23 protein-coding genes, 1 pseudogene and 1 riboswitch are annotated in these 23,055 nt (G+C 74.9%); of the genes and pseudogenes, 12 read left to right on the top strand and 12 right to left on the bottom strand.

Features of this window, described 5'->3' with window-relative positions; genetic code table 11:
• The first annotated feature begins 1 nt into the window (after position 1).
• Positions 2-757, top strand: coding sequence for an SDR family oxidoreductase (locus ACFW01_RS23620; RefSeq protein ID WP_361366021.1), 756 nt, complete (start codon positions 2-4; stop codon positions 755-757).
• A 35-nt stretch (positions 758-792) separates the two neighbouring features.
• Here ACFW01_RS23620 and amaP read toward each other — a convergent pair whose 3' ends face one another.
• From amaP to ACFW01_RS23595, 5 genes are read right to left on the bottom strand one after another with little or no spacing between them, the layout of a single operon-like run.
• On the bottom strand, positions 793-1,380 hold the full coding sequence (amaP, locus tag ACFW01_RS23615; protein ID WP_234953288.1) for an alkaline shock response membrane anchor protein AmaP: 588 nt from the start codon (positions 1,378-1,380) through the stop codon (positions 793-795).
• Positions 1,377-2,048: a DUF6286 domain-containing protein gene (locus tag ACFW01_RS23610; RefSeq protein WP_384506327.1), complete on the bottom strand. Its 672-nt coding sequence runs from the start codon at positions 2,046-2,048 to the stop codon at positions 1,377-1,379. The genes amaP and ACFW01_RS23610 overlap by 4 nt, the downstream gene beginning before the upstream one ends.
• Entirely contained in the window at positions 2,045-2,428 is a 384-nt protein-coding gene (locus ACFW01_RS23605) for a hypothetical protein (protein ID WP_234953292.1), read from the bottom strand. Before ACFW01_RS23605 ends, ACFW01_RS23610 begins: the two co-directional genes overlap by 4 nt.
• Positions 2,425-2,610 (bottom strand): hypothetical protein, encoded by a 186-nt coding sequence (locus tag ACFW01_RS23600; RefSeq protein ID WP_122614781.1) that lies wholly within the window; start codon positions 2,608-2,610, stop codon positions 2,425-2,427. The genes ACFW01_RS23605 and ACFW01_RS23600 overlap by 4 nt, the downstream gene beginning before the upstream one ends.
• Positions 2,611-2,649: 39 nt before the next feature.
• Positions 2,650-3,129, bottom strand: a complete 480-nt coding sequence (locus ACFW01_RS23595; RefSeq protein WP_234953294.1) for an Asp23/Gls24 family envelope stress response protein — start codon at positions 3,127-3,129, stop codon at positions 2,650-2,652.
• A gap of 88 nt (positions 3,130-3,217) precedes the next feature.
• Here ACFW01_RS23595 and ACFW01_RS23590 point away from each other — a divergent pair, with 88 nt between their 5' ends.
• Positions 3,218-3,985: a nucleopolyhedrovirus P10 family protein gene (locus ACFW01_RS23590; protein ID WP_384506322.1), complete on the top strand. Its 768-nt coding sequence runs from the start codon at positions 3,218-3,220 to the stop codon at positions 3,983-3,985.
• Positions 3,986-4,162: 177 nt separating this feature from the next.
• Here ACFW01_RS23590 and ACFW01_RS23585 read toward each other — a convergent pair whose 3' ends face one another.
• The 3 genes from ACFW01_RS23585 to ACFW01_RS23575 all read right to left on the bottom strand — a co-directional run bounded on the left by ACFW01_RS23585 (position 4,163) and on the right by ACFW01_RS23575 (position 7,277).
• Positions 4,163-4,966, bottom strand: a complete 804-nt coding sequence (locus ACFW01_RS23585; protein WP_384506319.1) for an enoyl-CoA hydratase/isomerase family protein — start codon at positions 4,964-4,966, stop codon at positions 4,163-4,165.
• A 157-nt stretch (positions 4,967-5,123) separates the two neighbouring features.
• The gene (locus ACFW01_RS23580; RefSeq protein WP_003976983.1) at positions 5,124-5,345 is read right to left on the bottom strand and encodes a helix-turn-helix domain-containing protein; all 222 of its coding nucleotides are present in this window, start codon (positions 5,343-5,345) and stop codon (positions 5,124-5,126) included.
• A gap of 333 nt (positions 5,346-5,678) precedes the next feature.
• Positions 5,679-7,277: an ABC-F family ATP-binding cassette domain-containing protein gene (locus ACFW01_RS23575; protein ID WP_234953300.1), complete on the bottom strand. Its 1,599-nt coding sequence runs from the start codon at positions 7,275-7,277 to the stop codon at positions 5,679-5,681.
• Between the two features lie 197 nt (positions 7,278-7,474).
• Between ACFW01_RS23575 and ACFW01_RS23570 the strand changes: the two genes are divergently transcribed.
• Positions 7,475-7,888 (top strand): VOC family protein, encoded by a 414-nt coding sequence (locus tag ACFW01_RS23570; protein ID WP_234953302.1) that lies wholly within the window; start codon positions 7,475-7,477, stop codon positions 7,886-7,888.
• Positions 7,889-7,914: 26 nt separating this feature from the next.
• Here ACFW01_RS23570 and ACFW01_RS23565 read toward each other — a convergent pair whose 3' ends face one another.
• The 3 genes from ACFW01_RS23565 to ACFW01_RS23555 all read right to left on the bottom strand — a co-directional run bounded on the left by ACFW01_RS23565 (position 7,915) and on the right by ACFW01_RS23555 (position 11,732).
• Positions 7,915-9,324, bottom strand: coding sequence for a hypothetical protein (locus tag ACFW01_RS23565; RefSeq protein WP_384506315.1), 1,410 nt, complete (start codon positions 9,322-9,324; stop codon positions 7,915-7,917).
• 168 nt (positions 9,325-9,492) lie between these two features.
• Positions 9,493-10,620: an alpha/beta hydrolase gene (locus tag ACFW01_RS23560; RefSeq protein ID WP_384506312.1), complete on the bottom strand. Its 1,128-nt coding sequence runs from the start codon at positions 10,618-10,620 to the stop codon at positions 9,493-9,495.
• Between the two features lie 434 nt (positions 10,621-11,054).
• Positions 11,055-11,732 (bottom strand): class II aldolase/adducin family protein, encoded by a 678-nt coding sequence (locus tag ACFW01_RS23555; RefSeq protein ID WP_234953308.1) that lies wholly within the window; start codon positions 11,730-11,732, stop codon positions 11,055-11,057.
• Positions 11,733-11,956: 224 nt separating this feature from the next.
• On the opposite strand from ACFW01_RS23555, the gene ACFW01_RS23550 reads away from it, so the two are divergent.
• The 7 genes from ACFW01_RS23550 to ACFW01_RS23520 all read left to right on the top strand — a co-directional run bounded on the left by ACFW01_RS23550 (position 11,957) and on the right by ACFW01_RS23520 (position 20,381).
• Positions 11,957-13,186: an inorganic phosphate transporter gene (locus tag ACFW01_RS23550; RefSeq protein ID WP_234953310.1), complete on the top strand. Its 1,230-nt coding sequence runs from the start codon at positions 11,957-11,959 to the stop codon at positions 13,184-13,186.
• 34 nt (positions 13,187-13,220) lie between these two features.
• Positions 13,221-13,442, top strand: a complete 222-nt coding sequence (locus tag ACFW01_RS23545) for a hypothetical protein (protein WP_234953312.1) — start codon at positions 13,221-13,223, stop codon at positions 13,440-13,442.
• A 136-nt stretch (positions 13,443-13,578) separates the two neighbouring features.
• Positions 13,579-13,719, top strand: a riboswitch (cobalamin riboswitch).
• Positions 13,720-13,819: 100 nt separating this feature from the next.
• Positions 13,820-14,785, top strand: coding sequence for a cobalamin biosynthesis protein (locus tag ACFW01_RS23540; RefSeq protein ID WP_384506308.1), 966 nt, complete (start codon positions 13,820-13,822; stop codon positions 14,783-14,785).
• Positions 14,782-16,290, top strand: coding sequence for a cobyric acid synthase (locus ACFW01_RS23535; protein WP_384506305.1), 1,509 nt, complete (start codon positions 14,782-14,784; stop codon positions 16,288-16,290). The genes ACFW01_RS23540 and ACFW01_RS23535 overlap by 4 nt, the downstream gene beginning before the upstream one ends.
• Before the next feature lie 52 nt (positions 16,291-16,342).
• The gene (locus ACFW01_RS23530; protein ID WP_384506302.1) at positions 16,343-18,379 is read left to right on the top strand and encodes a putative cobaltochelatase; all 2,037 of its coding nucleotides are present in this window, start codon (positions 16,343-16,345) and stop codon (positions 18,377-18,379) included.
• Positions 18,379-18,978 (top strand): cob(I)yrinic acid a,c-diamide adenosyltransferase, encoded by a 600-nt coding sequence (gene cobO / locus ACFW01_RS23525; protein WP_122614793.1) that lies wholly within the window; start codon positions 18,379-18,381, stop codon positions 18,976-18,978. The genes ACFW01_RS23530 and cobO overlap by 1 nt, the downstream gene beginning before the upstream one ends.
• Positions 18,975-20,381 carry a cobyrinate a,c-diamide synthase gene (locus ACFW01_RS23520; RefSeq protein WP_384506299.1) on the top strand — a complete coding sequence of 469 codons (1,407 nt, stop codon included), beginning with the start codon at positions 18,975-18,977 and terminating at the stop codon, positions 20,379-20,381. Before cobO ends, ACFW01_RS23520 begins: the two co-directional genes overlap by 4 nt.
• An 11-nt stretch (positions 20,382-20,392) precedes the next feature.
• Here ACFW01_RS23520 and ACFW01_RS23515 read toward each other — a convergent pair whose 3' ends face one another.
• On the bottom strand, positions 20,393-21,121 hold the full coding sequence (locus ACFW01_RS23515) for a ZIP family metal transporter (protein WP_234953324.1): 729 nt from the start codon (positions 21,119-21,121) through the stop codon (positions 20,393-20,395).
• Between the two features lie 62 nt (positions 21,122-21,183).
• Between ACFW01_RS23515 and ACFW01_RS23510 the strand changes: the two are divergent.
• Both ACFW01_RS23510 and cobC read left to right on the top strand, forming a co-directional pair.
• Positions 21,184-21,657 (top strand): annotated as a pseudogene (locus tag ACFW01_RS23510) (cobalamin biosynthesis protein); the annotation flags it as partial.
• 22 nt (positions 21,658-21,679) lie between these two features.
• Entirely contained in the window at positions 21,680-22,768 is a 1,089-nt protein-coding gene (gene cobC / locus ACFW01_RS23505) for an Rv2231c family pyridoxal phosphate-dependent protein CobC (RefSeq protein WP_234953326.1), read from the top strand.
• Positions 22,769-23,055 lie beyond the last annotated feature (287 nt).

The following is a 23,055-nucleotide window of genomic DNA, read 5'->3' as shown; positions in this document are numbered from 1 at the left end:
CATGGATCTTGGACTGAAGGACCGGGTGTACGTCGTCACGGGAGCCACCCGGGGCCTGGGCAACGCCGCCGCGCGCGAACTGGTCGCCGACGGGGCGAAGGTGGTCGTCACCGGGCGGGACGAGCAGAGCGTCGCCCAGGCCGCGGCCGCGCTGGGCCCGGACGTGGTGGGCGTGGCCGTGGACAACGCGGACCCGCAGGCACCCGAGCGGCTGATCGCGGCCGCGCGTGAGCGCTTCGGCCGCTTCGACGGCGTACTGATCAGCGTGGGCGGGCCGCCGCCCGGGTTCGTCGCCGACAACACGGACGACCAGTGGCAGGCGGCGTTCGAGTCGGTGTTCCTCGGCGCGGTACGGCTGGCCCGCGGTGCGGCGGCGGAGCTGGAGGAGGGCGGGGTGGTCGGGTTCGTGCTGTCGGGCTCGGTGTACGAACCGATCCCGGGCCTGACCATCTCCAACGGCCTGCGGCCGGGGCTGGCCGGCTTCGCCAAGTCCCTCGCCGACGAGCTGGGACCGCGCGGTATCCGCGTCGTCGGCCTGCTGCCGGGCCGCGTCGACACCGACCGCGTACGCGAGCTGGACGGGCTGTCCGCCGACCCGGAGGCGACCAGGGCGGCCGCCGAGTCCCGCATCCCCCTGCGCCGCTACGGCACCCCGGAGGAGTTCGGCCGCACGGCGGCGTTCCTGCTCTCCCCGGCGGCGTCGTATCTCACCGGAGTGATGCTGCCGGTGGACGGCGGGGTGCGGCACGGCTTCTAGCAGCACCGGTGCCGGCGGCACGCCGGACGTGTCGGTCAGCTGACGCGTTCGGCGTGGTGCTTGACGCCGCGGAGCTGGACCTCCGCCGGGAGGGACGGGAGGCCGGCCGAGTCCCGGGCGTGGGTCAGGGCCCCGGTGGTGAGGTCGTGCAGGGCGGTGCCGGGATCGACGTGGGGGGCCAGCAGCAGCCGGACGCGGGTCGTCGGGGCGTCGCGGCGTCCGGTGAGCCGGACCGCGGCCCGCTCCACCCCGTCCACCCGGTCCGCCTCCCCGGCGAGGACGCCCTCCAGCGCCCGGCCGCGCAGCGTCGCGGCCTCGCCGTCCCCGGTGTCGACGAGGACCTCGGTGAGCCGGCGGCGGCGCAGGACCGCGACCAGCCACCACAGGGCGAGCAGCAACAGCACGGCGAGGGCCGCGATGACGACCGGCCACCACCAGCCGGCGTCCCGCCAGCGGGTCCGCTCGGCGGTGGTGAGCAGCACGTCGTGCGGACCCTGGTGGACCCACCAGGAGGGCGCGGGGAGGTCGAAGCCGACGGCGAGCACGGCGCCGCCGAGGGCGAGCAGGACCAGGCCCACGAGAGCGGTCAGCACACGGTCGACGGTCCTGAGCACCGCCCTCACCCCTTCCGGCCGGGACGCGCCACCCGCAGGGACACGGCAGGCGGCCGGGCCAGGCCGAGCCCGCGCACCGCGTCGTCGAGCACGCCGTCCAGATCGGCCCGTACGTCGTCCAGTTCACGGAAGTGCGACAGCGCGCGCACGCGTGCCTTGCGGCGGCGCATCCGCACCCGGGCCGCCTGCACCCCGGCGACCTCCATGGCCCGGTCGCGCAGCACGGTGGCGGCCGCGTCCCGGTGCAGCCCGGCGCGTACGTCCGGGTGGGTGCGCCGCATCGGCAGCACCCTGCGCAGTCCGGGGGTGAGCGCCAGCAGCAGGAGCCAGAGCCCGAGGGCCGCGGCGACTCCCGCGCCGACCAGCACCCACGTGTCGTCGAGGGGGCGCTCCGCGAGCTGCCGGGCCAGGTCGCGGCGCCAGCCGAGGGCGTCGCGGCCGGTGCGGACGGCGACGACGTCGTAGAGGAAGGCCCCCGCGAGGAGCAGCACCAGGAGGGCGACGATGCCGGCGGGGACGCGGCGCGCGGACCAGAAGCGGTGGGCCGTTCCGCTCGCCGGCGGCTCGGGGAGGTGCTTCTCCATGGCGGGCGGGCCGGGCTGCTCGGGGCCGGGTTCCACGACCGGCAGGCGCCGGGTGCTGCCCTCGGCCGCTTCGGGGCCCTGGGACTCGCTCATCGCGTCCTCCCCCGGCTCGCGCCGTACTCCCGCGCCAGGTGCAGCCGCTCCACCTGGACGGCGACCTCCGGCACCGCCATGCCCACCAACGTCCTCACCCGCTGCACGACTTGGTGACGCACCTGGCCGCAGCGGGCGCCGATGTCGCACGGGTAGTCGAGTTCGAGGTGGACCCGGACGTGGGCGATGTCGTGGTGGACGGCCACGCTCGCGTGCGGACGCGCGGCGTCCGGATGGAGCGGACCGACCGCCTCGCGGGCCGCCTGGGCGGCGACCTTGGCGACCACCTTGTCGGCGATCCGCGTGGCACCGCGCTCGCCCGGTGCGACGGCCGCCGGGGGTTCCAGGACCTCGCCGGCCCCACCACTCACGCCGGTCACCGCCGTCGGTCGTCGCGGGTGCGGAAGAAGTCACCGAGTTCCATGTCGCCCTCCAGGAGGCGGCCGACGACGAACCCGACCGCGCCGAGGGCCGCCACCAGCAGGAAGGCGCCGAAGCCGCCGAAGTACCCGGCGAACCCCAGCGCCATGCCGGCGATCAGGCCGACCACGGCCATGCTCATGGTGCGCTCCCCTCGTTCACCGTTGCCTCGTCCGCCACGTCACTTGATCCGGGGCTCCGGTTCCTCGTCCTCCTCGTCGGGCAGCTTCACATCGCTGACGGCGATGTTGACCTCGACGACCTCGAGACCGGTCATCCGCTCCACCGCGGTCACCACGTTCTCCCGCACGTCCCGGGCCACGTCCGAGATCGACACGCCGTACTCGACGACGATCTCCAGGTCGAGGGCGGTCTGCTTCTCCCCGACCTCGGCCTTCACTCCCCGTGTCACACCGGACTTGGTCCCGCCGGGCACCCGGTCGCGTACGGCGCCGAAGGTGCGCGACATGCCGCTGCCCATGGCGTGCACACCGGAGACGTCGCGTGCCGCCATTCCGGTGATCTTCTCGACGACGCCGTCGGCGATGGTGGTCCTTCCCCGGCTTCCGGGGGCTCCACCGCCGCGCCGGATCTGGCCCTTGCCCGCACCGGGGCTCTCGATCGTGTCCTGCCCGGTCCGGTGGCTCTCCATGTCGGTCATGGCCGTACGTCCCTTCCGGTCGTGGTCCCCATGACAACGGTAGTTCTGGTTGGGACGCGGCGCGCCACGGATGCGGCAGGGTGGAGGAATGACGACGGCGGACCGGTGGACGCGCACGATGCGGGAGCGGTTGGGGCTCGGCAGGCTGCTGCCGCTGGGCGGGGCCCGGGACGGGGCGTGGACCGCGGAGCGTGCCGCCCGGGACGTGCTGCTGGCGGCGGCCCGGGACGTCGCCGGGGTGCGCCCCGGCGTTCTGCGCGTCGGGCTCGCGGACCCGCGGGACACGCGGGAGCCGGCCGTACCGCCGCCGCTGGGCGCCCTGCCGCCCGGCCCTCTGCGGGTGACGGCCGACTTCACGGCGACGGTGGGCGGCGCGGCGGCGACCACGGAGCCACTGCGGGTGACGGCCGCGCGGCTGCGGGCGGCGCTGGCGGAGGCGGCGGCCGACGGGCTCGGCCTCGCGGTGACGGACGTGGACCTGCGGGCGACGGGCCTGCTGGACGCACCCGCGGACGCGGCTCCCGGGCGGGAGCCACGCGGGTCTCAGCCGGCCGACGCCACCCCCGACGATGACGAGGGCGGGGACGGAGATGGGGACGGGGACGAAGGGCGCGTGGCCGGGGCCGCGCTGGGGGTACCGGGTGTGGTCCGGCTGACCGGCGTCCTGGGCCGTCCGGTCCATGTGACGGAGCCGCCGGCGCGGGAGGGTGCGCTGCCGCGCCGTCATGTCCGGCTGGAGCTGGCGGTGGCGGCGGACCACCGGGCCGCGGAGGTGGCCCGGCGGGTCCGTGCGGCGGTGTCCGAGGCGCTGCCGGACCGTCCGTCGGTGGCGGTGGTGGTGACGGCGGTCGGCTGAGGCACCGGGCCGACCGCGCGCCGTGGGATGCGGCCGGCCGCGCCAGGTCCGCCTGCCGACCGTGCCAGGGCCGTCCCCGGCTCCGGTTTCACGGAATGCGCCCCACCGGCTCCGAGCCCGGACCAGCCGCCGCGCGCCCGGCCCGAGCGGCTCCCACCGCGTGCTCCCGGATCCGGACTACTCCGCCAGCCCCGCGAGGTCGCGCAACCGGCGTGCCTGCGCCGCCCGCTCCGCGGTGCGCTGGGTCTCGTAGTCGCGGTGCTGGGCGCCCTGGAGCAGGACCTTGGTCTCGACGACCGCGTCGCGGGGCGCGGCGAGGACCGCCGACACCAGGTCGTGCACGGCGCCGTCGAGCTGGTCCGCGGGTACGGCCAGGTTGGCCAGGCCGCTGTTCACGGCCTCCTCGGCCATGACGAAGCGCCCGGTCGCGCAGATCTCCAGCGCGCGGGCGTAGCCGACGAGGGACACCAAGGGGTGCGTGCCGGTCAGGTCCGGCACCAGGCCCAGGCTGGTCTCGCGCATGGCGAACTGCACGTCGTCGGCGACGACCCGCAGGTCACAGGCGAGGGCCAGCTGGAAGCCCGCCCCGATGGCGTGCCCCTGCACCGCCGCGACGGACAGGATGTCGCCGCGCCGCCACCAGGTGAAACCCTCCTGGTACTCGGCGATGGCGTCGTCCAGCTCGGCGTCGCCGCCCCGCGCGAGGTCGATGAACGACGGCTCGCCGTCGAAGCCCTCGGGCGTGAACGCCTGCCGGTCGAGACCGGCCGAGAAGGACTTGCCCTCGGCCTTCAGCACCACGGCGCGGACGGAACCGGGCAGCAGCCGGCCGGCCTCGGCGAGCGCCCGCCACAGAGCGGGGCTCTGCGCGTTGCGCTTGGCGGGGTTGGTCAGCGTCACCGTGGCGATCGCGTCGTCGACGGTGAGCCGCACGCCGTCCCGGTCGAGTACGGGACCGGTGTCGTGGGCGGGCGAAGCCATGGGGCGCCTCCGAAAGGTGCGGTCGTCGTCCCCGCCGTACGCAGGCCCGGAAGCCGTGTGACGGCAGAGCTAAGTGACTGCACAGTAACCACCCGGACGGCCGGACGACCGACCGGGTGACCACCTTCACTGTCGGAGTCGAGAGGCCGCCGGGGTGTCAGGCCGAAGTGGCCTTCTTGCCCCGGGTAGCCCCGCCACGCCCTCGGAGCGTGACGCCCGACTCGCTGAGCATGCGGTGCACAAAGCCATACGAGCGGCCGGTTTCCTCGGCCAACGCCCGGATGCTCGCACCGGCGTCGTACTTCTTCTTCAGGTCTGCCGCGAGCTTGTCGCGCGCGGCGCCGGTAACCCGGCTGCCCTTCTTCAGAGTCTCGGCCACCCGTGCCTCCTCAAGGAAGTGCGCTCTGGTCTCCTCATGATCACCCCTTCCGCGCCTCCTGGCCACCCATTCGGCAAGGTCGATGAGTCAAGGATGTGACGACAGGAGCGTGTCCCCACATGTGGAATGCGGAATTCCAGAGATCCGCGCCCGTACCGCCGAACGGGTTTCCGCGCGTAGTTCCAGGTCAGAAAGGTGTCGCGGCCGGGCCCCCGGCAATGGGGGTCCGGCCGCGAATTGGATGTAGGACGCACCTCTTGATGAGGAGATCTCACACAGATGGTGGATCACGGCTCGGCCGAATGATCCATACTCAGTGGATCATTCTTTCGATCAAGCGAGGGCGACGAGATCCGCGTAGTCGGCGCCCCACAGGTCCTCGACGCCGTCCGGAAGCAGAATGATCCGTTCCGGCTGGAGGGCGTCGACGGCGCCCTCGTCGTGGGTGACCAGGACGACCGCGCCCTTGTAGGTGCGCAGCGCGCCGAGGATCTCCTCGCGGCTGGCCGGGTCGAGGTTGTTGGTGGGCTCGTCGAGGAGCAGCACGTTCGCCGAGGACACCACGAGGGTGGCCAGCGCGAGGCGGGTCTTCTCGCCGCCGGACAGGACGCCGGCGGGCTTGTCGACGTCGTCGCCGGAGAACAGGAACGAGCCCAGCGTCTTGCGGACCTCGACCAGGTCGAGGTCGGGGTTGGCGGAGCGCATGTTCTCCAGGACGGTGCGCTCGGGGTCGAGGGTCTCGTGCTCCTGGGCGTAGTAGCCGAGCTTGAGGCCGTGGCCCTCGACGACCTGGCCGGTGTCGGGCTTCTCGACGCCGCCGAGGAGCCTGAGCAGCGTGGTCTTGCCGGCGCCGTTGAGGCCGAGGATGACGACCCGGGAGCCCTTGTCGATGGCCAGGTCGACGTCGGTGAAGATCTCCAGGGAGCCGTACGACTTGGAGAGGCCCTCGGCGGTCAGCGGGGTCTTGCCGCAGGGCGCCGGCTCGGGGAAGCGGAGCTTGGCGACCTTGTCGGACTTGCGCTCGGACTCCAGACCGGCCAGCAGCTTGTCCGCCCGGCGGGCCATGTTCTGCGCGGCGACGGTCTTGGTGGCCTTGGCGCGCATCTTGTCGGCCTGCGAATGCAGCGCGGACGCCTTCTTCTCCGCGTTCTGCCGCTCGCGCTTGCGGCGCTTCTCGTCGGCCTCGCGCTGCTGCTGGTAGAGCTTCCAGCCCATGTTGTAGACGTCGATCTGGGAGCGGTTGGCGTCCAGGTAGAACACCTTGTTGACGACCGTCTCGACCAGGTCGACGTCGTGGGAGATCACGATGAAGCCGCCGCGGTAGGTCTTCAGGTAGTCGCGCAGCCAGACGATCGAGTCGGCGTCGAGGTGGTTGGTCGGCTCGTCGAGCAGCAGGGTGTCGGCGTCCGAGAAGAGGATCCGGGCCAGCTCGATCCGGCGGCGCTGACCGCCGGAGAGGGTGTGCAGGGGCTGCCCGAGGACCCGGTCGGGCAGGTTGAGCGCGGCGGCGATGGTGGCGGCCTCGGCCTCGGCGGCGTAGCCGCCCTTGGTGAGGAACTCGGTCTCCTGGCGCTCGTACTGCCTGAGCGCCTTCTCGCGGGTGGCGCCCTGGCCGCCTGCGATGCGCTGCTCGTTCTCCCGCATCTTGCGGATCAGTACGTCCAGGCCGCGGGCGGAGAGGACGCGGTCGCGGGCGAGCACGTCGAGGTCCCCGGTGCGCGGGTCCTGCGGCAGGTAGCCGACCTCGCCGGAGCGGGTGACGGTGCCGCCGGCGGGCTGGCCCTCGCCGGCGAGCACCTTGGTGAGGGTGGTCTTGCCGGCGCCGTTGCGGCCGACCAGGCCGATGCGGTCGCCCTTGGCGATGCGGAAGGTGGCGCTTTCGATGAGGACGCGGGCACCGGCGCGCAGCTCGATGCCGGAGGCGGAGATCACGGTCAGACTCCTGGGGCGGGTGGGGGCGGGATGGGCGGCTGAGGACGTTTCCCGCCGTCTAATGCGCGAGGAGAATGGCCATGGGGGCCAGTCTAACGGGGCGGTGCAACCCCTTTTCCCCGGTTCCGGTGGCGGCGGGCGGTGCCAGACTTGAACCGAGGGTCCATCGACCACCGGCTCACGAGGGAGTGATCCGCATGGCAGGCTCCGACGGCGCAGGCCCGAGCATCTTCCCGACGCTGCTGTACGCGGACGCCAAGGCGGCGGTCCGGCAGCTCACCGAGGCCTTCGGCTTCAGGCAGCTCGCGGTGTACGAGGGCGAGGACGGCACGGTGGCCCACGCCGAGCTGGCCCAGGGCAACGGCGCGGTCATGCTCGGCTCCAAGGGCACGGGCAGCCGCTTCGACGAGGCGATGAAGAACTCCGGCACGACGGGGGTGTACGTCGTCGTGGAGGACGTCGACGCCCATCACCGGCAGGCCGTGGAACACGGCGCGGAGATCCTGATGCCCCCGACGGACCAGGACTACGGCTCGCGCGACTACATGGCCCGTGACCTGGAGGGCAACGTGTGGAGCTTTGGGACGTACGCGCCGCAGGTGCGCGGCTAGCCCTTCGGCCGCGCACGCCCCGTCGGTCAGCTGCCGCCGGTGTGGACCTGGAAGGCGGCCCGGCGTACGGCCTTGGCCAGGGCGGGGTCGGGATGGGCGGCGGCGAGGGCCACCAGGACCTGCACGGTGCGGGGGTGGCCGACCGCGCGGACCTCGTCGAGCAGCGCCGGGACGGTGAACTGGACCGCCGCCTCCAGGTGCCGGACGAGCAGCGGTGCCTCCCCGTGGTCGGCGACGGCGGCCGCGGTGTCCACCCAGAGCCAGGTCGCTTCCCGGCGGGTGAGGACCTCGTGGGCGTCCTCGGGGTCGGCGCCGTCGTGCTCGGCCAGCCACAGCAGCGCGTACGGCCGCAGCGTCGGCTCGTCGGCCACGCCGCGGACATCGGGCTCGGCGGGGGCGCCGACGACCCGCAGCGCGTCGAAGGCGAGGCCGCGCAGCAGGGCGTCCTCGCCGCGCGCGGCGGCGAGCAGCTCGGCGACGGCGCTGCCGACGGGCCGGGCGGCGAGCCAGGCGCGGTACTCGGCGCGGGCGGCGTTGGGCCGGAGTCGGGCGCAGCCGCGGAGCATGCCCTCGGCGGACTGCTCGATGTTCCCGGCGGGGCTCTGGGCGGCCACGCAGATCTGCTCCAGCTTGACCCAGACCGCCCAGTCGCCGAGCGGGGTGAGCGTGGCCTGTCCGTCACCGCAGGTGAGGGCGCCGACGGAGGCGAGGGCGTGCAGGGCCCAGTCGAGGAGGGGGGCGAGCGGGGTGTCGGCGGTGACGTCCGGGGCCGGTTCGGTGCCGGGCTCCAGGCGGGGGCCGTAGGGCACCTCGCAGCGTTCGGTGCGCAGCTCGGTGACGCGCTGCTCCAGCAGGTCGAGGAGCTGGTCCACGGAGACGGGCCCGGCGGAGAGCTGGAGGAAGGAGAGCACCTGGGGCATCGCGGAGACGACCTCGGCGACGGCGGCGGGCTCCTCACCGGCGGGCTCGGGGTGGGCGAGCGACCAGGCGTCGAAGAGCGCGACCCAGCCGCGCAGCACCGCGCTGTCGTCACGGTTCCAGGCGCGCAGCCGCCAGCCGGGGCGGGCGGTGCCGCCGTGCACCTCGATCAGTCCGGCGAGGCGGGCGGTGTCCCAGTCGGCACGGACCTGCGCGGTGGTCAGGCCCAGTTCACGGGCCGCCTGGTCGGCGGTGGCGTCGGAGAGGGTGGCCTTGCCGTCGGCGGTGGCGCTGCCGCGGCCGGGGCCGAGCGCGGAGTCGGCCCAGCGGGCGACGCGGGCCGCGCCGGCCAGACCGGAACGCGCCATGCGGGCCAGCTCCGACCGGGCCGGTGTGCCCTCCGGGGGGCGCGGTGCGGGGCGGCGCGGACGCCGCTGGTTGATCGCTTGGGGGGCGGCGGCCAGGGGTCGTGGGCGGACGAGTCGAAGCCTGGAGTCGCGCGGGATACGGGACGTCACGGGTGCAGTCTTCCGGTTGACGGTCCGAAAACCCAAACGGAATGCCCCGACGGCCGCCGGGGAGGGCGGAGTCGGGGGTCGGGCGCGCTGCCCGGGCACCGGATCAGGCCACTGGTACGGCGCTAAACGGAACCGGAGGATCACCCGCTGCGACGGCGCAGTGCCGGGTCACACCAGGGGGGTCATGAAGCGGCGGAGCTTCTCTTCGTAGTCGTCGGGGTCGGCGTTCCACATGGCGCCGTGCGGGGCGTCCCGGACGGTGTGCAGGGCGACCAGCCGCGGGTGGGTTTCGGCCAGCCGCCGGGAGAGCCGCCAGGGGGCCACCGCGTCGCCGGGGCCGTGGAAGATCAGCGTGGGGACGGCGGGGCGGTGCAGGCCCGCCGTGCCGGTGTCGTGGTCGGCGTGGAGTCCGGCGCGGCCCTGGGCGGCGCGGACGGCGAGCGGCAGGAGTGGGCCGGGGGTGCGGCGGGCTGCGGCGAGGGCGCGCAGGGTGGTCTCCCAGCTGAGGACCGGGGAGTCCAGGACGAGCCCCGCGATGCGCCCGCGCACGCCGGAGAGGGCGGCCGTGCGCAGGGCCATGGTGGCGCCGGTGGACCAGCCGAGCAGGACGACCTGGCGGGCGCCGTGGTCGAGGGCGTAGCGGACGGCCGCGTCCAGGTCGCGCCACTCGGTCTCGCCGAAGTGGTGCAGCCCGTCGGGCGAGGGCGGCGCGCCGACGTCGCCGCGGTAGGCGAGGGCGAGCACCGGGACGCTGCGGTCGTGCAGGGGTGCCAGCAGGTTCAGGACGTGTTCGCGGGTGGCGGCCAGCCCGTGTACGGCGATGATCCAGGTCGGGCGGGCCCCGGGCACGAACCAGGCCGGGAGCGGGCCGAGTTCGCCCGGGATCTGGACGTCGGTGTGGTCGAGGTCGAGGGCGCTGCCCGGGTTGCCGACGTAGAGGTTCGGCGTGAACCAGGCGCGGTCCCCGGCCTCCAGCGTGCCGTGCGTGACGCGTTCGAGGCGGCGTACGACGGTGTCGGCGCCGTGCTCGGCGGCGTCGAGTACCGGGCCGACGACCGCGTGGGAGCCGTCGCCCGCCAGCCCGTAGCGGCCGGGGCGCAGCGCGGCCAGGTCCCGGGTGAGGGTGATCCGGCCGGCCGCGGTGCCGTGCACGGTGAGCCGGGGTTCGGTGGGCAGCGGCCGGCCGGGGGGCGCCTTGAGCGCGGCGTCGCTGGCGAGCCGGCCGGCCGCGACGCTCGCTGCGCCGGCCGCCAGGGCAGCGGTGAGGGCGGCGGCCGTTGCTGTGACAGTGCGCATGGGGCCAGTCTCCTGGTGGAGTCCTCGGGCGGCCAGTGGGCGGTGGACGGGGGGTGACGGCGCTCCGTCAGGGACGCCTTCCGCCTGTCCGCCGGGGCCGGGAGCCATGGTGCGGTCCCGCTGCCGGTACCCCCGAACGGGCCGGGTACGCGCCGCGTCAGCCCGGCCGGCCACCCGCGCAGCCACCCCGCCGCCCCGCGACCGCCGTACCGGGGAACACGGTCCCCCCGGAACGGCCCGGGTACGCGCCGCGTCAGCCCGGCCGGCCACCCTGCCGCTCCGCCGGCCCACTCGGCCCCTCCGAGCCCCCCGGCAACCGACCGACAGCGACCCGGAGCCGACAACACCCCTCAGAGGCACCCGCCCCGCCACCGCCGTAACCGGGAACACGGTGCGCCCCGCCACCACCCCGGAACGGACCGGCACGCGCCGTGTCAGCCCTGCTGCCCGTACCCCTGGAGCCGCTCCGCCGCCTCCGCCAACTGCCCCGGCGTCAGGAGCGACGGGGTGCGGCCCGGGACCGAGGAGGCCGTCAGCCAGAGCCGGCACATCCACTCCAGCTGGGCGGTGCGGTCGTACGCCTGGTCGAGGGAGGTGCCGTAGGTGAGCGTGCCGTGGTTGCGCAGCAGGCAGCCGGTGCGGCCGGTGAGGGCGTCGAGCGCGGAGCGGGCCAGTTCGTCGGTGCCGTAGGCGGCGTAGGGCGCGACCCGGACGGGGCCGCCGAGCGCGGCGGCCATGTAGTGCACGGGCGGCAGTTCGGGCACCAGCAGCGAGACGGCCGTCGCGTGCACGGCGTGGGTGTGGACGACGGCCCGGGCGGCGTCGTCCGCGCGGTACACGGCGAGGTGCAGGGGCAGTTCGCTGGTGGGGACGAGGGTGCCGAGCACCTGTCGTCCGTCGAGGGCGACGCCGGTCACGTCACCCGGGGCCAGACGGTCGTACGGCACACCCGAAGGGGTGACGAGGACCGTGTCGCCGACGCGCACCGAGACATTGCCGGAGGTACCGACCACGAGCCCGTCCGCGACCGTGCGCCGGGCCGCCGCGACGAGTTCCGTCCAGGCCCGCTCCTCGTCCGGACGGGCAGCCCGTCCGGCCCGCGAATACGTCACAGTCACCGTCTCCTCACGAGCGCTCCCGCGCCTCTCCCGGCACGTCGCCGACCGGTCTGGCGGTGATCCTGCCAGGGACGTCTCCGGAGAGCACCGGGACGGCCACGCACAGGGACGCGGCGGCCCCGCTTCCGGTCACCGTGACGCCCTGCCCAGTTCATCTTCCGTTCACCATGGTTACCTACGTTCGTCCAGCCAATGACCTCGAACGATTGCCTGGGTAAATGGAAAGCTTCTCGCTGATCCTCGCGATTGTGGTGGTAACCGCACTCGCGTTTGATTTCACGAACGGTTTCCACGACACCGCGAACGCGATGGCAACGACCATTTCGACCGGTGCGCTCAAGCCCAAGGTGGCGGTGGCGATGTCCGCCGTCCTCAACCTTGTAGGCGCCTTCCTCTCGGTGGAGGTCGCCAACACGATCTCCAAGGGTCTCGTCGACGAGACCGGCATCCGTCCCGAGGTCATCTTCGCCGCCCTGGTCGGCGCGATCCTCTGGAACCTGCTGACCTGGCTGGTCGGCCTCCCGTCCAGTTCCTCGCACGCCCTGATGGGCGGTCTGATCGGTGCCGCGGTCGCCTCGGCCGGCGTCGGCGCGGTCAACGGCGACGCGCTCGTCACCAAGGTACTGATCCCCGCGATCGCCGCCCCGCTGGTCGCCGGTGTCGCGGCGCTGCTGGGCGCGCGGCTGACCTACCGGCTCGGCCGCCGGGCCGACGGCAAGGCCGCCGCCAAGGGTTACCGCGCCGGGCAGATCGCCTCCGCCGGGCTGGTCTCGCTGGCCCACGGCACCAACGACGCCCAGAAGACGATGGGCATCATCACCCTCGCCCTGGTCGCCGGCGGCGCGCTCGCCCCCGACTCCGACCCGCCCATGTGGGTCATCCTCTCCGCGGGCATCGCCATCGCGCTCGGCACCTACCTCGGCGGCTGGCGCATCATCCGCACCATGGGCAAGGGCCTGACCGACCTCCAGCCCCAGCAGGGCTTCGCCGCCCAGACCAGCGCGGCGACGGTCATCCTGGCCTCCTCGCACCTCGGTTTCTCCCTCTCCACCACGCACTCGGTCTCCGGTGCGGTGATGGGCGCGGGCCTCGGCCGCAAGGGCGGCGTGGTGCGCTGGTCCACGGCCACCCGGATGTTCGTCGCCTGGGGTCTGACGCTGCCGGCCGCGGCCCTGGTCGCCGCGATCGCCGAGTGGGTCTGCCGCATGGGCGACTGGGGCACGGCCTGCGTCGCGGTCTTCCTGGTCGCCTCCAGCGCCGCCATCTGGAAGCTCTCCCGGCGCGAGGTCGTCGACCACACCAACGTCGTCGACCCCCACGAGCCCGAGTCGGCCGGTGTGGTCACCACGGCGATGGCCGCCGTCTCGCCGCCCCCGGCGCACCTGGCCGAGGAGCTGCCGGCCGATCCGTCCGAGGCCAAGACCCCGTCGGCCGCCACCACCGTCTGAGCCCGCGTCCCGGGTACGAAGGAAGCGAACCCCCATGAGCATCGACTGGGCAGCACTGGGCTCCGTCTTCGGCGTCAGCCTCGTGGCCACCGTGGCCCTGGTGGGCCTGTTCACCCTCGGCATCGTCGGACTCAGCCGCCAGGAGCGGGCCACCGCCGAGGGCGGCTCCGCGGCCCTCGCGGTCACCGGCGCGTACGCGTGCTTCGCGGCCTGCGCGGCGGCGGTGGCGTACGGCATCTATCTGATCGTCGCCTGACCCGCCGCACACCCCGGGGGCGGCGCGCGGGACGGACTCGGACCGTCCCGCGCCCCGCCCTTCGTGTACCGGCGCACACCACCCGTGTGTGGGGCTTCGCACACTCCCCCGCCGCAGGTCAACGCCAGGTTGACGGGTGTTCTCGCGCCGTGGTGGACTTCCGGGGCCATCTACGGCGGCAGGAGAGGAAGCCCGGTGCGATTCCGGCGCGGTCCCGCCACTGTGACCGGGGAGCAGACCCCGGTAGCCAGGAACTCTCACCGCCGGACTCTTCGAACCAGGGCGTGGACACCCTGAGTGAGGACGCGACGCGATGCCCGGCTGCCGATCGACGTTCAGTACCAGGTGCTCCCACGCCCGTGTGACCGGCTGAACCCGTGCGTGGCGGACGCGTCTTCGCGTACGGCGCCGCCGCCGGCCTGCTCGGTGACCTCCTCCTCGGCGACCCCCGCCGCGGGCATCCGGTCGCCGCGTTCGGCCGCGCCGCCGGTGCCGTGGAACGGGTGCTGTGGCGTGACCACCGGGGCTGGGGCGCGCTGCACGCCCTCGTGTGCGCCGGAGGCGCCACCGCCCTCGGCGCGGCCGCCGCGCACGCCGTGCGCCGCTCCCCCGCCGCCTCGGTCGCACTGACCGGCGCGGCCACCTGGGCCGTGGTCGGCGGTACGTCGCTCTCGCGCGAGGCCCTGGCCGTCGGCCGGGCGCTGGAGGCCGGGGACGTCGAGGCGGCCCGGGCGCGGCTGCCGCACCTGTGCGGGCGGGACCCGCAGTCGCTGGACGCCGACGGGATCGCGCGGGCGGTCGTGGAGTCGGTCGCCGAGAACACCTCGGACGCGGTGGTGGGCGCCCTGGTGTGGGGTGCCGTCGGCGGAGTGCCGGGGCTGCTCGGTTTCCGGGCGGTGAACACCCTGGACGCCATGGTCGGCCACAAGTCGCCCCGCTACCGGCGGTACGGCTGGGCCTCGGCCCGCCTCGACGACCTCGCGGGCTGGCCGGGCGCCCGTCTGACCGCCCTGCTGACCACCGTGGCCGGCGGCGATCCGCGGGGCGCCGTACGGGCCTGGCGCGCGGACGCCGGACGGCACCCGAGCCCCAACGCCGGTCCCGTGGAGGCGTCTTTCGCGGGCGCCCTCGGGGTGCGGCTCGGCGGGACGCTCTCCTACGGCGGGCGGGTCGAGCACCGGCCCGTGCTGAACGGGGCGGCGGGGCGCGCCGTCCGGGCCGGTTCCGGCGACATCGAACGGGCCGCACGGCTCTCCCGGCGCGTGGGCCGGCTGGCGCTCGTCGTGTGCGCGGGCGCGCGGCTGCTGGTGCGCGGGGCCGTCAGGAAGGGACGTACGTCATGAACGGTGGCCTGCTCGTCGCCGGCACCACCTCCGACGCCGGCAAGAGCGTCGTCACGGCCGGGATCTGCCGCTGGCTGGTGCGCCAGGGCGTGAAGGTCGCGCCCTTCAAGGCGCAGAACATGTCGCTCAACTCGTTCGTGACGCGCGAGGGCGCGGAGATCGGGCGGGCGCAGGCCATGCAGGCCCAGGCCTGCCGGGTGGAGCCGACCGCGCTGATGAACCCGGTGCTGCTCAAGCCCGGCGGTGAGCGCAGCAGCCAGGTGGTGCTGCTCGGCAGGCCCGTCGGCGAGATGAGTGCCCGTGGCTACCACGGCGGGCGGCAGGAGCGGCTGCTCGGCACGGTGCTCGACTCGCTGGCCGAGCTGCGCGGCACCTACGACGCGGTGATCTGCGAGGGCGCGGGCAGCCCGGCCGAGATCAACCTGCGCCGCACCGACATCGTGAACATGGGGATCGCGCGGGGCGCCGGGCTGCCCGTGCTGGTCGTCGGCGACATCGACCGCGGGGGCGTCTTCGCCTCCTTCTTCGGCACGGTGGCGCTGCTCGCGCCCGAGGACCAGGCGCTGGTCGCCGGCTTCCTCGTCAACAAGTTCCGCGGCGACGTGTCGCTCCTGGAGCCCGGCCTCGACATGCTGCACGGGCTGACCGGGCGGCGGACGTACGGGGTGCTGCCCTTCCGGCACGGGCTCGGCATCGACGAGGAGGACGGGCTGCGGGTCTCGCTGCGCGGCACGGTGCGCGAGTCCGCGGTCGCGCCGCCGGTCGGCGAGGACGTGCTGCGGGTCGCCGTCTGCGCGGTCCCGCTGATGTCCAACTTCACGGACGTGGACGCGCTGGCCGCCGAACCGGGCGTGGTGGTGCGGTTCGTGGACCGGCCCGAGGAACTGGCCGACGCCGACCTGGTGATCGTGCCGGGGACCCGCGGGACGGTCCGGGCGCTGGAGTGGCTGCGTGAGCGGGGGCTGGCGGAGGGTCTCGCGCGCCGGGTGGCCGAGGGCCGGCCCGTGCTCGGCGTGTGCGGCGGGTTCCAGCTCCTCGGCGAGCACATCGAGGACGACGTCGAGTCGCGCGCCGGGCACGTCGACGGGCTCGGACTGCTGCCCGTGCGGGTGCGGTTCGCCCGCGAGAAGACCCTGACGCGCCCGGTGGGCGAGGCCCTCGGCGAGCGCGTCGAGGGGTACGAGATCCACCACGGTGTCGCCGAGGTCCTGGGCGGTGCCCCCTTCCTGGACGGCTGCCGGGTCGGCCAGACCTGGGGCACGCACTGGCACGGCTCGCTGGAGTCGGACGGCTTCCGGCGGGCGTTCCTGCGCGAGGTGGCCGCCGCCGCGGGCCGCCGCTTCGTGCCGGCCCCCGACACCTCGTTCGCCGCGCTGCGCGAGGAGCAGCTCGACCGGCTCGGCGACCTGATCGAACAGCACGCGGACACCGACGCGCTGTGGCGGCTCATCGAGTCCGGCGCGCCGCCCGGGCTGCCCTTCGTGCCACCGGGGGCGCCCGCATGAGCGCGGTGCGGCCCCCGCAGGAACTCGAACGCGACGTGGAGGACGACAACAAGTGACCAGTACCCCGTTCCCGTTCACGGCCGTCGTCGGCCAGGACGACCTGCGCCTCGCGCTGCTGCTGAACGCCGTCTCCCCGGCGGTCGGCGGCGTGCTGGTGCGCGGCGAGAAGGGCACCGCCAAGTCGACGGCCGTCCGCGCGCTGTCGGCGCTGCTGCCGGCCGTGGCCGTGGTCCCGGGCTGCCGCTTCTCCTGCTCCCCGGGGTCGCCCGACCCGGGCTGCCCCGACGGTCCGCACGAGCCCGGGACCGGTACCGAGCGTCCTTCGCGGATGGTCGAACTCCCCGTCGGCGCCTCCGAGGACCGGCTCGTCGGCGCCCTCGACATCGAGCGGGCGCTCGCGGAGGGCGTGAAGGCCTTCGAGCCCGGCCTGCTGGCCGACGCGCACCGCGGCATCCTGTACGTGGACGAGGTCAACCTCCTCCACGACCACCTGGTGGACCTGCTCCTCGACGCCGCCGCTATGGGCGCCTCGTACGTCGAGCGCGAGGGCGTGTCGGTGCGGCACGCCTCGAAGTTCCTGCTGGTCGGCACCATGAATCCCGAAGAGGGCGAGCTGCGCCCGCAGTTGCTGGACCGGTTCGGGCTGACGGTGGAGGTCTCCGCCTCGCGCGAGCCCGACCAGCGGGTGGAGGTCGTACGGCGCCGGCTCGCGCACGACGACGACCCGGCCGGTTTCGTGGCCCGCTGGGCGGACGAGGAGGCAACCGTACGGGCGCGGATCGTGGCGGCCCGGGAGCTGCTGCCGTCGGTGACGCTCGGCGACGCTGCGCTGCGGCAGATCGCGGCGACCTGCGCCGCCTTCGAGGTGGACGGCATGCGGGCCGACATCGTGATGGCCCGGACCGCGACCGCGCTGGCGGCGTGGGCCGGGCGGGCCGACGTCCTGGCGGAGGACGTCCGTCAGGCGGCGCTCCTTGCGCTGCCGCACCGGCGGCGGCGCAACCCCTTCGACGCGCCCGGCCTCGACGAGGACAAGCTCGACGAGACGCTGGAAGAGTTCGGCGACCAGGGAGACGACGACCCCGATCCGGACCCGGACCCCGACCCCGGCCCCGACGGTCCCGGTGGCGGCGGTGGACGACCGCCCGAGGAGGGGCCGCAGGGCGGTGCGGACGACGCGGGCGTCCCGCCCGAGGCCGGCACCGGTGACGAACCGGGGCCGGCACCCGCCGGGGGCGGCGCCGGGGAGCGGTCCGCCGTACGGGCCGCCGAGCCGTTCCGGACCAAGGTGCTGAGCGTGCCCGGACTCGGCGAGGGGGCCGCCGGGCGGCGCTCCCGGGCCCGGACCGAGCACGGGCGGACCACCGGCGCCCGCAGGCCGCGGGGCGCGCTGACCAAGCTGCACCTGGCGGCGACCGTGCAGGCGGCGGCTCCGCACCAGCGGGAGCGCGGCCGGGCGGGGCGCGGTCTGGTGGTACGCCGGGACGACCTGCGGCAGGCGACCCGCGAGGGGCGTGAGGGCAACCTCGTGCTGTTCGTCGTGGACGCCTCCGGGTCGATGGCGGCGCGGCAGCGGATGAGCGCCGTGAAGGGAGCCGTGCTGTCACTGCTGCTGGACGCCTATCAGCGGCGGGACAAGGTGGGTCTGGTGACCTTCCGGGGTTCGGCCGCCGACGTGGCGCTGCCGCCGACGTCGTCGGTGGACGCGGCGGCGGCCCGGCTGGAGTCGCTGCCGACCGGCGGGCGCACGCCGCTGGCGGCCGGGCTGCTCAAGGCGCACGAGGTACTGCGGGTGGAGCGGCTGCGGGACCCGGCACGCCGGGCGCTGGTCGTGGTGGTGACCGACGGGCGGGCCACCGGGGGCGTCGAGCCGGTGGCGCTGGCGGGCCGCGCGGCCCGGCTGTTCGCCGCCGAGGGCACCGCCTCCGTGGTCGTGGACTGCGAGTCGGGGCCGATCCGGCTGGGGCTCGCCGGGCAGCTCGCGGGTGAGCTGGGCGGTACGGCGGTGACCCTCGACGAGTTGCGGGCGGACTCGATCGCGGGGCTGGTCAAGGATGTGCGGGATACCGGGACAAGGAGGGCCGCGTAGTGCCCAAGGGACAGCCGAGTGTCGTACCGGACGACGGACTGACGACCCGACAGCGGCGCAACCGGCCGCTGGTCTTCGTGCACACGGGGATCGGGAAGGGCAAGTCCACCGCCGCCTTCGGGCTGGCGCTGCGCGCCTGGAACCAGGGATGGCCCGTCGGGGTGTTCCAGTTCGTCAAGTCGGCCAAGTGGAAGGTCGGCGAGGAGAACGCCCTGCGGGTGCTCGGCGCATCCGGTGAGGGCGGCACCGTCGACTGGCACAAGATGGGCGAGGGGTGGTCCTGGGTCCAGCGCGACCAGCAGCAGGACAACGAGGAGAAGGCCCGGGAGGGCTGGGAGCAGGTCAAGCGCGACCTGGCCGCCGAGACGTACAAGCTGTACGTGCTGGACGAGTTCGCCTACCCGCTGCACTGGGGGTGGATCGACACCGACGAAGTCGTGTCCGTGCTGCGCGACCGGCCCGGCACCCAGCACGTCGTGATCACCGGACGGAACGCTCCGCAGCAGCTGGTGGACTTCGCCGACCTGGTCACCGACATGTCCAAGGTCAAGCACCCGATGGACACCGGCCAGAAGGGGCAGAGGGGCATCGAGTGGTGACGGCCTCCACCCCGGCCTCCGTCCCCAGGCTGGTCGTGGCCGCGCCCTCCTCGGGCAGCGGCAAGACCACCGTGGCCACCGGGCTGATGGCCGCGCTCGCCGCGCGGGGGCTGGCCGTGTCCCCCCACAAGGTCGGGCCCGACTACATCGACCCGGGGTACCACGCGCTGGCCACCGGGCGGACGGGACGCAACCTCGACGCCTACATGTGCGGGCCCGAGCTGGTGGAGCCGCTGTTCCTGCACGGGGCGCGCGGCAGCGACATCGCCGTGATCGAGGGCGTGATGGGGCTGTACGACGGGGCGGCCGGGGAAGGCGAACTCGCCTCCACCGCCCACGTGGCCAAGCTGCTGCGGGCGCCCGTGGTGCTGGTCGTGGACGCGTCGGCGCAGTCGCGGTCGGTGGCGGCGCTGGTGCACGGGTTCGTGTCCTTCGATCCGGACGTGCGGGTCGGTGGCGTGATCCTGAACAAGGTCGGGTCGGACCGGCACGAGGTGATGCTGCGGGAGGCGTTGGACTCCGTCGGGGTGCCGGTGCTGGGGGCGTTGCGGCGGGCCGCGCCGGTGGAGACGCCGTCGCGGCATCTGGGGCTGGTGCCGGTCGCCGAGCGGGGCGCGGCGGCGGTCGACGCCGTCGGGGCGATGGCGGCGTTGGTCTCCGACGGGTGTGATCTGGAGGGGCTGGTGGCGTTGGCCCGGGGGGCGGGGGCGTTGCCGGGTGCGGCTTGGGACCCGGGCACCCTCTTCCGGCCTGAACGGCCTCGTCCTCAAGCGCCGGACGGGCTGGAGAACGCCGGCTCGGCTGTCAAGGTCGCCGTTGCCGGTGGCGCCGCGTTCACCTTTTCCTATGCCGAGCATGCCGAACTGCTCGCGGCGGCGGGGGCCGAGGTCGTCGTCTTCGATCCGTTGCGGGACGAGGAGTTGCCGGAGGGGACGCGGGGGCTGGTGATCGGGGGCGGGTTCCCCGAGGTGTACGTCTCCGAGCTGTCGGCCAACGAGGGGCTGCGGAAGTCCGTCGCCGAGCTGGCGCGCGGGGGTGCGCCCGTCGCGGCGGAGTGTGCGGGGCTGCTGTACCTGGGCCGGGAGCTGGACGGGCTGCCCATGTGCGGGGTGCTGGACGCCTCCGCGCGGATGTCCGGGCGGCTCACCCTCGGGTACCGGGACTGCGTGGCGCTGACCGACAGCCCGCTGGCCGTGGCGGGGACGCGGATGCGGGGGCACGAGTTCCACCGGACCGTCGTGGAGCCGGGGGCCGGGGCGACGCCGGCGTGGGGGATGCGGACGCCTCGGCGGCGCGTCGAGGGGTTCGTCGAGGGTGGCGTGCACGCGAGTTACCTGCACACGCACTGGGCGGCGGAGCCGTCGGTCGCCCGTCGCTTCGTGGAGAGGTGCCGGGCGTCGTGAACGGCGGCCGCTCACTCCGCGATCCCCACCACCAGCCAGATGAAGGCCGCGCCGGCAACGGTGCACAGCAGGGTCGAGCGGGCCGGGTGCTCGTGGTGGGCCTCGGGCAGGATCTCGGCGGCGGCGAGGTAGAGCAGGACGCCGCCGAACAGGCCGAGGTACGCGCCGAGCGCGCCCTCCGGGATCGTGAAGAGCAGGGTGGAGGCCGCGCCGGCCACGGGTGCCAGGGCGTCGGCGACCAGCATCGCGATGGCGCGGCGGCGGGCGTTCCCGTACAGGCTGGTCAGCGTGTAGGTGTTGAAGCCGTCGGCGAAGTCGTGGGCGATCACCGCCATCGCCACCGCCGCGCCCATGCCGCCGCCCACCTGGAAGGCGGCGCCGATCGCCACGCCGTCCATCGCGCTGTGCCCCACCATGGCGGCGGCCGCCGTCAGGCCCACCTGGGGCGAGCGCTGCCCGTGCTCGTCGGCGCCGTGCGCGGCGCGGCGGGCGGCCAGCAGGCGTTCCACCAGGTGCGCGAGGAGGAAGCCGGCGACGAAGAGCAGCAGCGCCTCGGGGACGCCGAACACCTCGTCTCCGGCCGCCTCCAGTGCCTCGGGCAGCAGGTCGAGGCCGACGACGCCCAGCATCAGGCCGCCGGCCAGCCCCAGGACCAGGTGGCGCCGGTCGGTCACGCGCTGTGCCGTCCAGCCGCCGGCCAGCGTCATCAGGAACGCGCCGAGCGCGACGAAGACCGCCATGGGCCCTTGCTATCCGATCCGGGCGCGTTCACGCGCGCACGACAGCGGCGACGGCGGTAAATATGCGCGGGACGAGCGGGACGGGGGCGGATTCCGTGCCCGGACGTGCGGTGCGGCCCGCGTCGTCGGTCGTCGTCGGTGTCGGCGCGTCCCGGGGCGTGCCGGTCGACGAGGTGCTCGCGCTGGTGGCGCGGGTGCTGGGCGAGGCGGGGCTGACGGCCGCGTCGGTCACGGAGCTGGCCACCCTGGACACGAAGGCCGCGGAGCCCGGGATCGCCGGGGCCGCCGAGCGGCTGGGCGTGCCGCTGGTGACCTACAGCGCCGCGGAGCTGGCGGCGGTCGGGGTGCCCCATCCCTCCGGTGCCGCGTTCGCCGCCGTGGGCACCGCGTCGGTCGCCGAGGCGGCGGCGCTGGCGGGTGGCGGAGCGCTCCTCGTGCCCAAGCGCAGATCGGCGGGGCGTCCGGCACGGGCTACCTGCGCGATGGTACGCCGGTCCGGGGGCGGGACGGCGGACCCGGGCGCCGGGGCGGAGGACGGGGTGCGGCACCATCACGCGTATGGACACGCACACTCCCATGCGCACTGAGGCGGGAACCCTGGGCCATGACCTGCGGCACCACGGCGACGCCGAGGTGCGCGACGACGGCTCGGCGCTGGTGGACCTCGCGGTGAACGTCCGCGCGGACACGCCCCCGGTGTGGCTGCGCGAGCGCGTGGCCGCCTCGCTGGGCTCGCTGGCCGCCTACCCCGACGGGCGGGCGGCGCGGGCCGCGGTGGCGGCGCGGCACGGGCTGCCGGTGGAGCGGGTGCTGCTGACGGCGGGGGCGGCGGAGGCGTTCGTGCTGCTGGCGCGGGCGCTGAAGGTGCGGCGGCCGGTCGTGGTGCACCCCCAGTTCACCGAGCCCGAGGCGGCGCTGCGGGACGCCGGGCACACGGTCGACCGGGTGCTGCTGCGGGCCGCGGACGGCTTCCGCCTCGATCCGGCGGCCGTCCCGGAGGGCGCCGACCTGGTGGTGGTCGGCAACCCGACCAACCCGACGTCGGTCCTGCACCCGGCGGGCGTGCTCGCGGGGCTGGCCCGTCCCGGCCGGACCCTGGTCGTGGACGAGGCGTTCATGGACGCGGTGCCGGGCGAGCGGGAGGCGCTGGCCGGGCGCACCGACGTACCCGGGCTGGTCGTCCTGCGCAGCCTGACCAAGACGTGGGGGCTGGCGGGGCTGCGCATCGGCTACGTCCTGGCGGCGCCCGACACGGTGGCCGAGCTGGAGCGGGCGCAGCCCCTGTGGCCGGTGTCGACTCCCGCGCTGGCGGCGGCCGAGGCGTGTGTGTCGACTCCCGCGCTGGCGGAGGCGGCCCACGCCGCCCACCGCGTCGCCGCGGACCGGGCCCATCTGGTCGCCGGGCTCGGGGAGTTCGCCGGGGCCGGCCTGCGGGTCGTCGAGCCCGCCGAGGGCCCCTTCGTCCTCGTCCGCCTCCCGCACGCCGCCGCGGTACGCCACCGGCTGCGCGGCCTCGGATTCGCGGTACGGCGCGGGGACACCTTCCCCGGCCTGGACGAGGAGTGGCTGCGCCTCGCGGTCCGGGACCGCGCCACGTCGGACAGATTCCTGCGGGCACTGGAGCGGGCGATACCGACCCCGGCCTGACACCGCCGCCTGCCACCGCCCACCCGGCCCGAGGTGACACCCTCCCCCCGCCCGCGAAGCACGGCAGCGCATCCACCCCCGGTCCTCGCCCCGGGCGGAAGGCACGCCAGCGGCCCCCGGCACCGTCCGTCCGCCCACCCGGCCCGAGATGACACCCCCGGCCGCGAAGCACGGCAGCGCATCCACCCCCGGTCCTCGCCCCGGGCGGAAGGCACGCCAGCGGCCCCCGGCACCGTCCGTCCGCCCACCCGGCCCGAGATGACACCCCCGGCCGCGAGGCACGGGAG

The organism is Streptomyces sp. NPDC058985, assembly GCF_042740985.1.
Lineage (GTDB): Bacteria > Actinomycetota > Actinomycetes > Streptomycetales > Streptomycetaceae > Streptomyces.
This window is presented reverse-complemented; position numbering and strand designations above follow the sequence as displayed.

Bases quoted from the DNA above. Each gene is read 5' to 3' on its own strand.
- ACFW01_RS23620 (WP_361366021.1), top strand. From the start codon at position 2: ATGGATCTTGGACTGAAGGACCGGGTGTACGTCGTCACGGGAGCCACC.
- ACFW01_RS23610 (WP_384506327.1), bottom strand. From the start codon at position 2,048: ATGAGCGAGTCCCAGGGCCCCGAAGCGGCCGAGGGCAGCACCCGGCGC.
- ACFW01_RS23600 (WP_122614781.1), bottom strand. From the start codon at position 2,610: ATGAGCATGGCCGTGGTCGGCCTGATCGCCGGCATGGCGCTGGGGTTC.
- ACFW01_RS23595 (WP_234953294.1), bottom strand. From the start codon at position 3,129: ATGACCGACATGGAGAGCCACCGGACCGGGCAGGACACGATCGAGAGC.
- ACFW01_RS23590 (WP_384506322.1), top strand. From the start codon at position 3,218: ATGACGACGGCGGACCGGTGGACGCGCACGATGCGGGAGCGGTTGGGG.
- ACFW01_RS23585 (WP_384506319.1), bottom strand. From the start codon at position 4,966: ATGGCTTCGCCCGCCCACGACACCGGTCCCGTACTCGACCGGGACGGC.
- ACFW01_RS23570 (WP_234953302.1), top strand. From the start codon at position 7,475: ATGGCAGGCTCCGACGGCGCAGGCCCGAGCATCTTCCCGACGCTGCTG.
- ACFW01_RS23560 (WP_384506312.1), bottom strand. From the start codon at position 10,620: ATGCGCACTGTCACAGCAACGGCCGCCGCCCTCACCGCTGCCCTGGCG.
- ACFW01_RS23550 (WP_234953310.1), top strand. From the start codon at position 11,957: ATGGAAAGCTTCTCGCTGATCCTCGCGATTGTGGTGGTAACCGCACTC.
- ACFW01_RS23545 (WP_234953312.1), top strand. From the start codon at position 13,221: ATGAGCATCGACTGGGCAGCACTGGGCTCCGTCTTCGGCGTCAGCCTC.
- ACFW01_RS23535 (WP_384506305.1), top strand. From the start codon at position 14,782: ATGAACGGTGGCCTGCTCGTCGCCGGCACCACCTCCGACGCCGGCAAG.
- ACFW01_RS23515 (WP_234953324.1), bottom strand. From the start codon at position 21,121: ATGGCGGTCTTCGTCGCGCTCGGCGCGTTCCTGATGACGCTGGCCGGC.
- cobC (WP_234953326.1), top strand. From the start codon at position 21,680: ATGGACACGCACACTCCCATGCGCACTGAGGCGGGAACCCTGGGCCAT.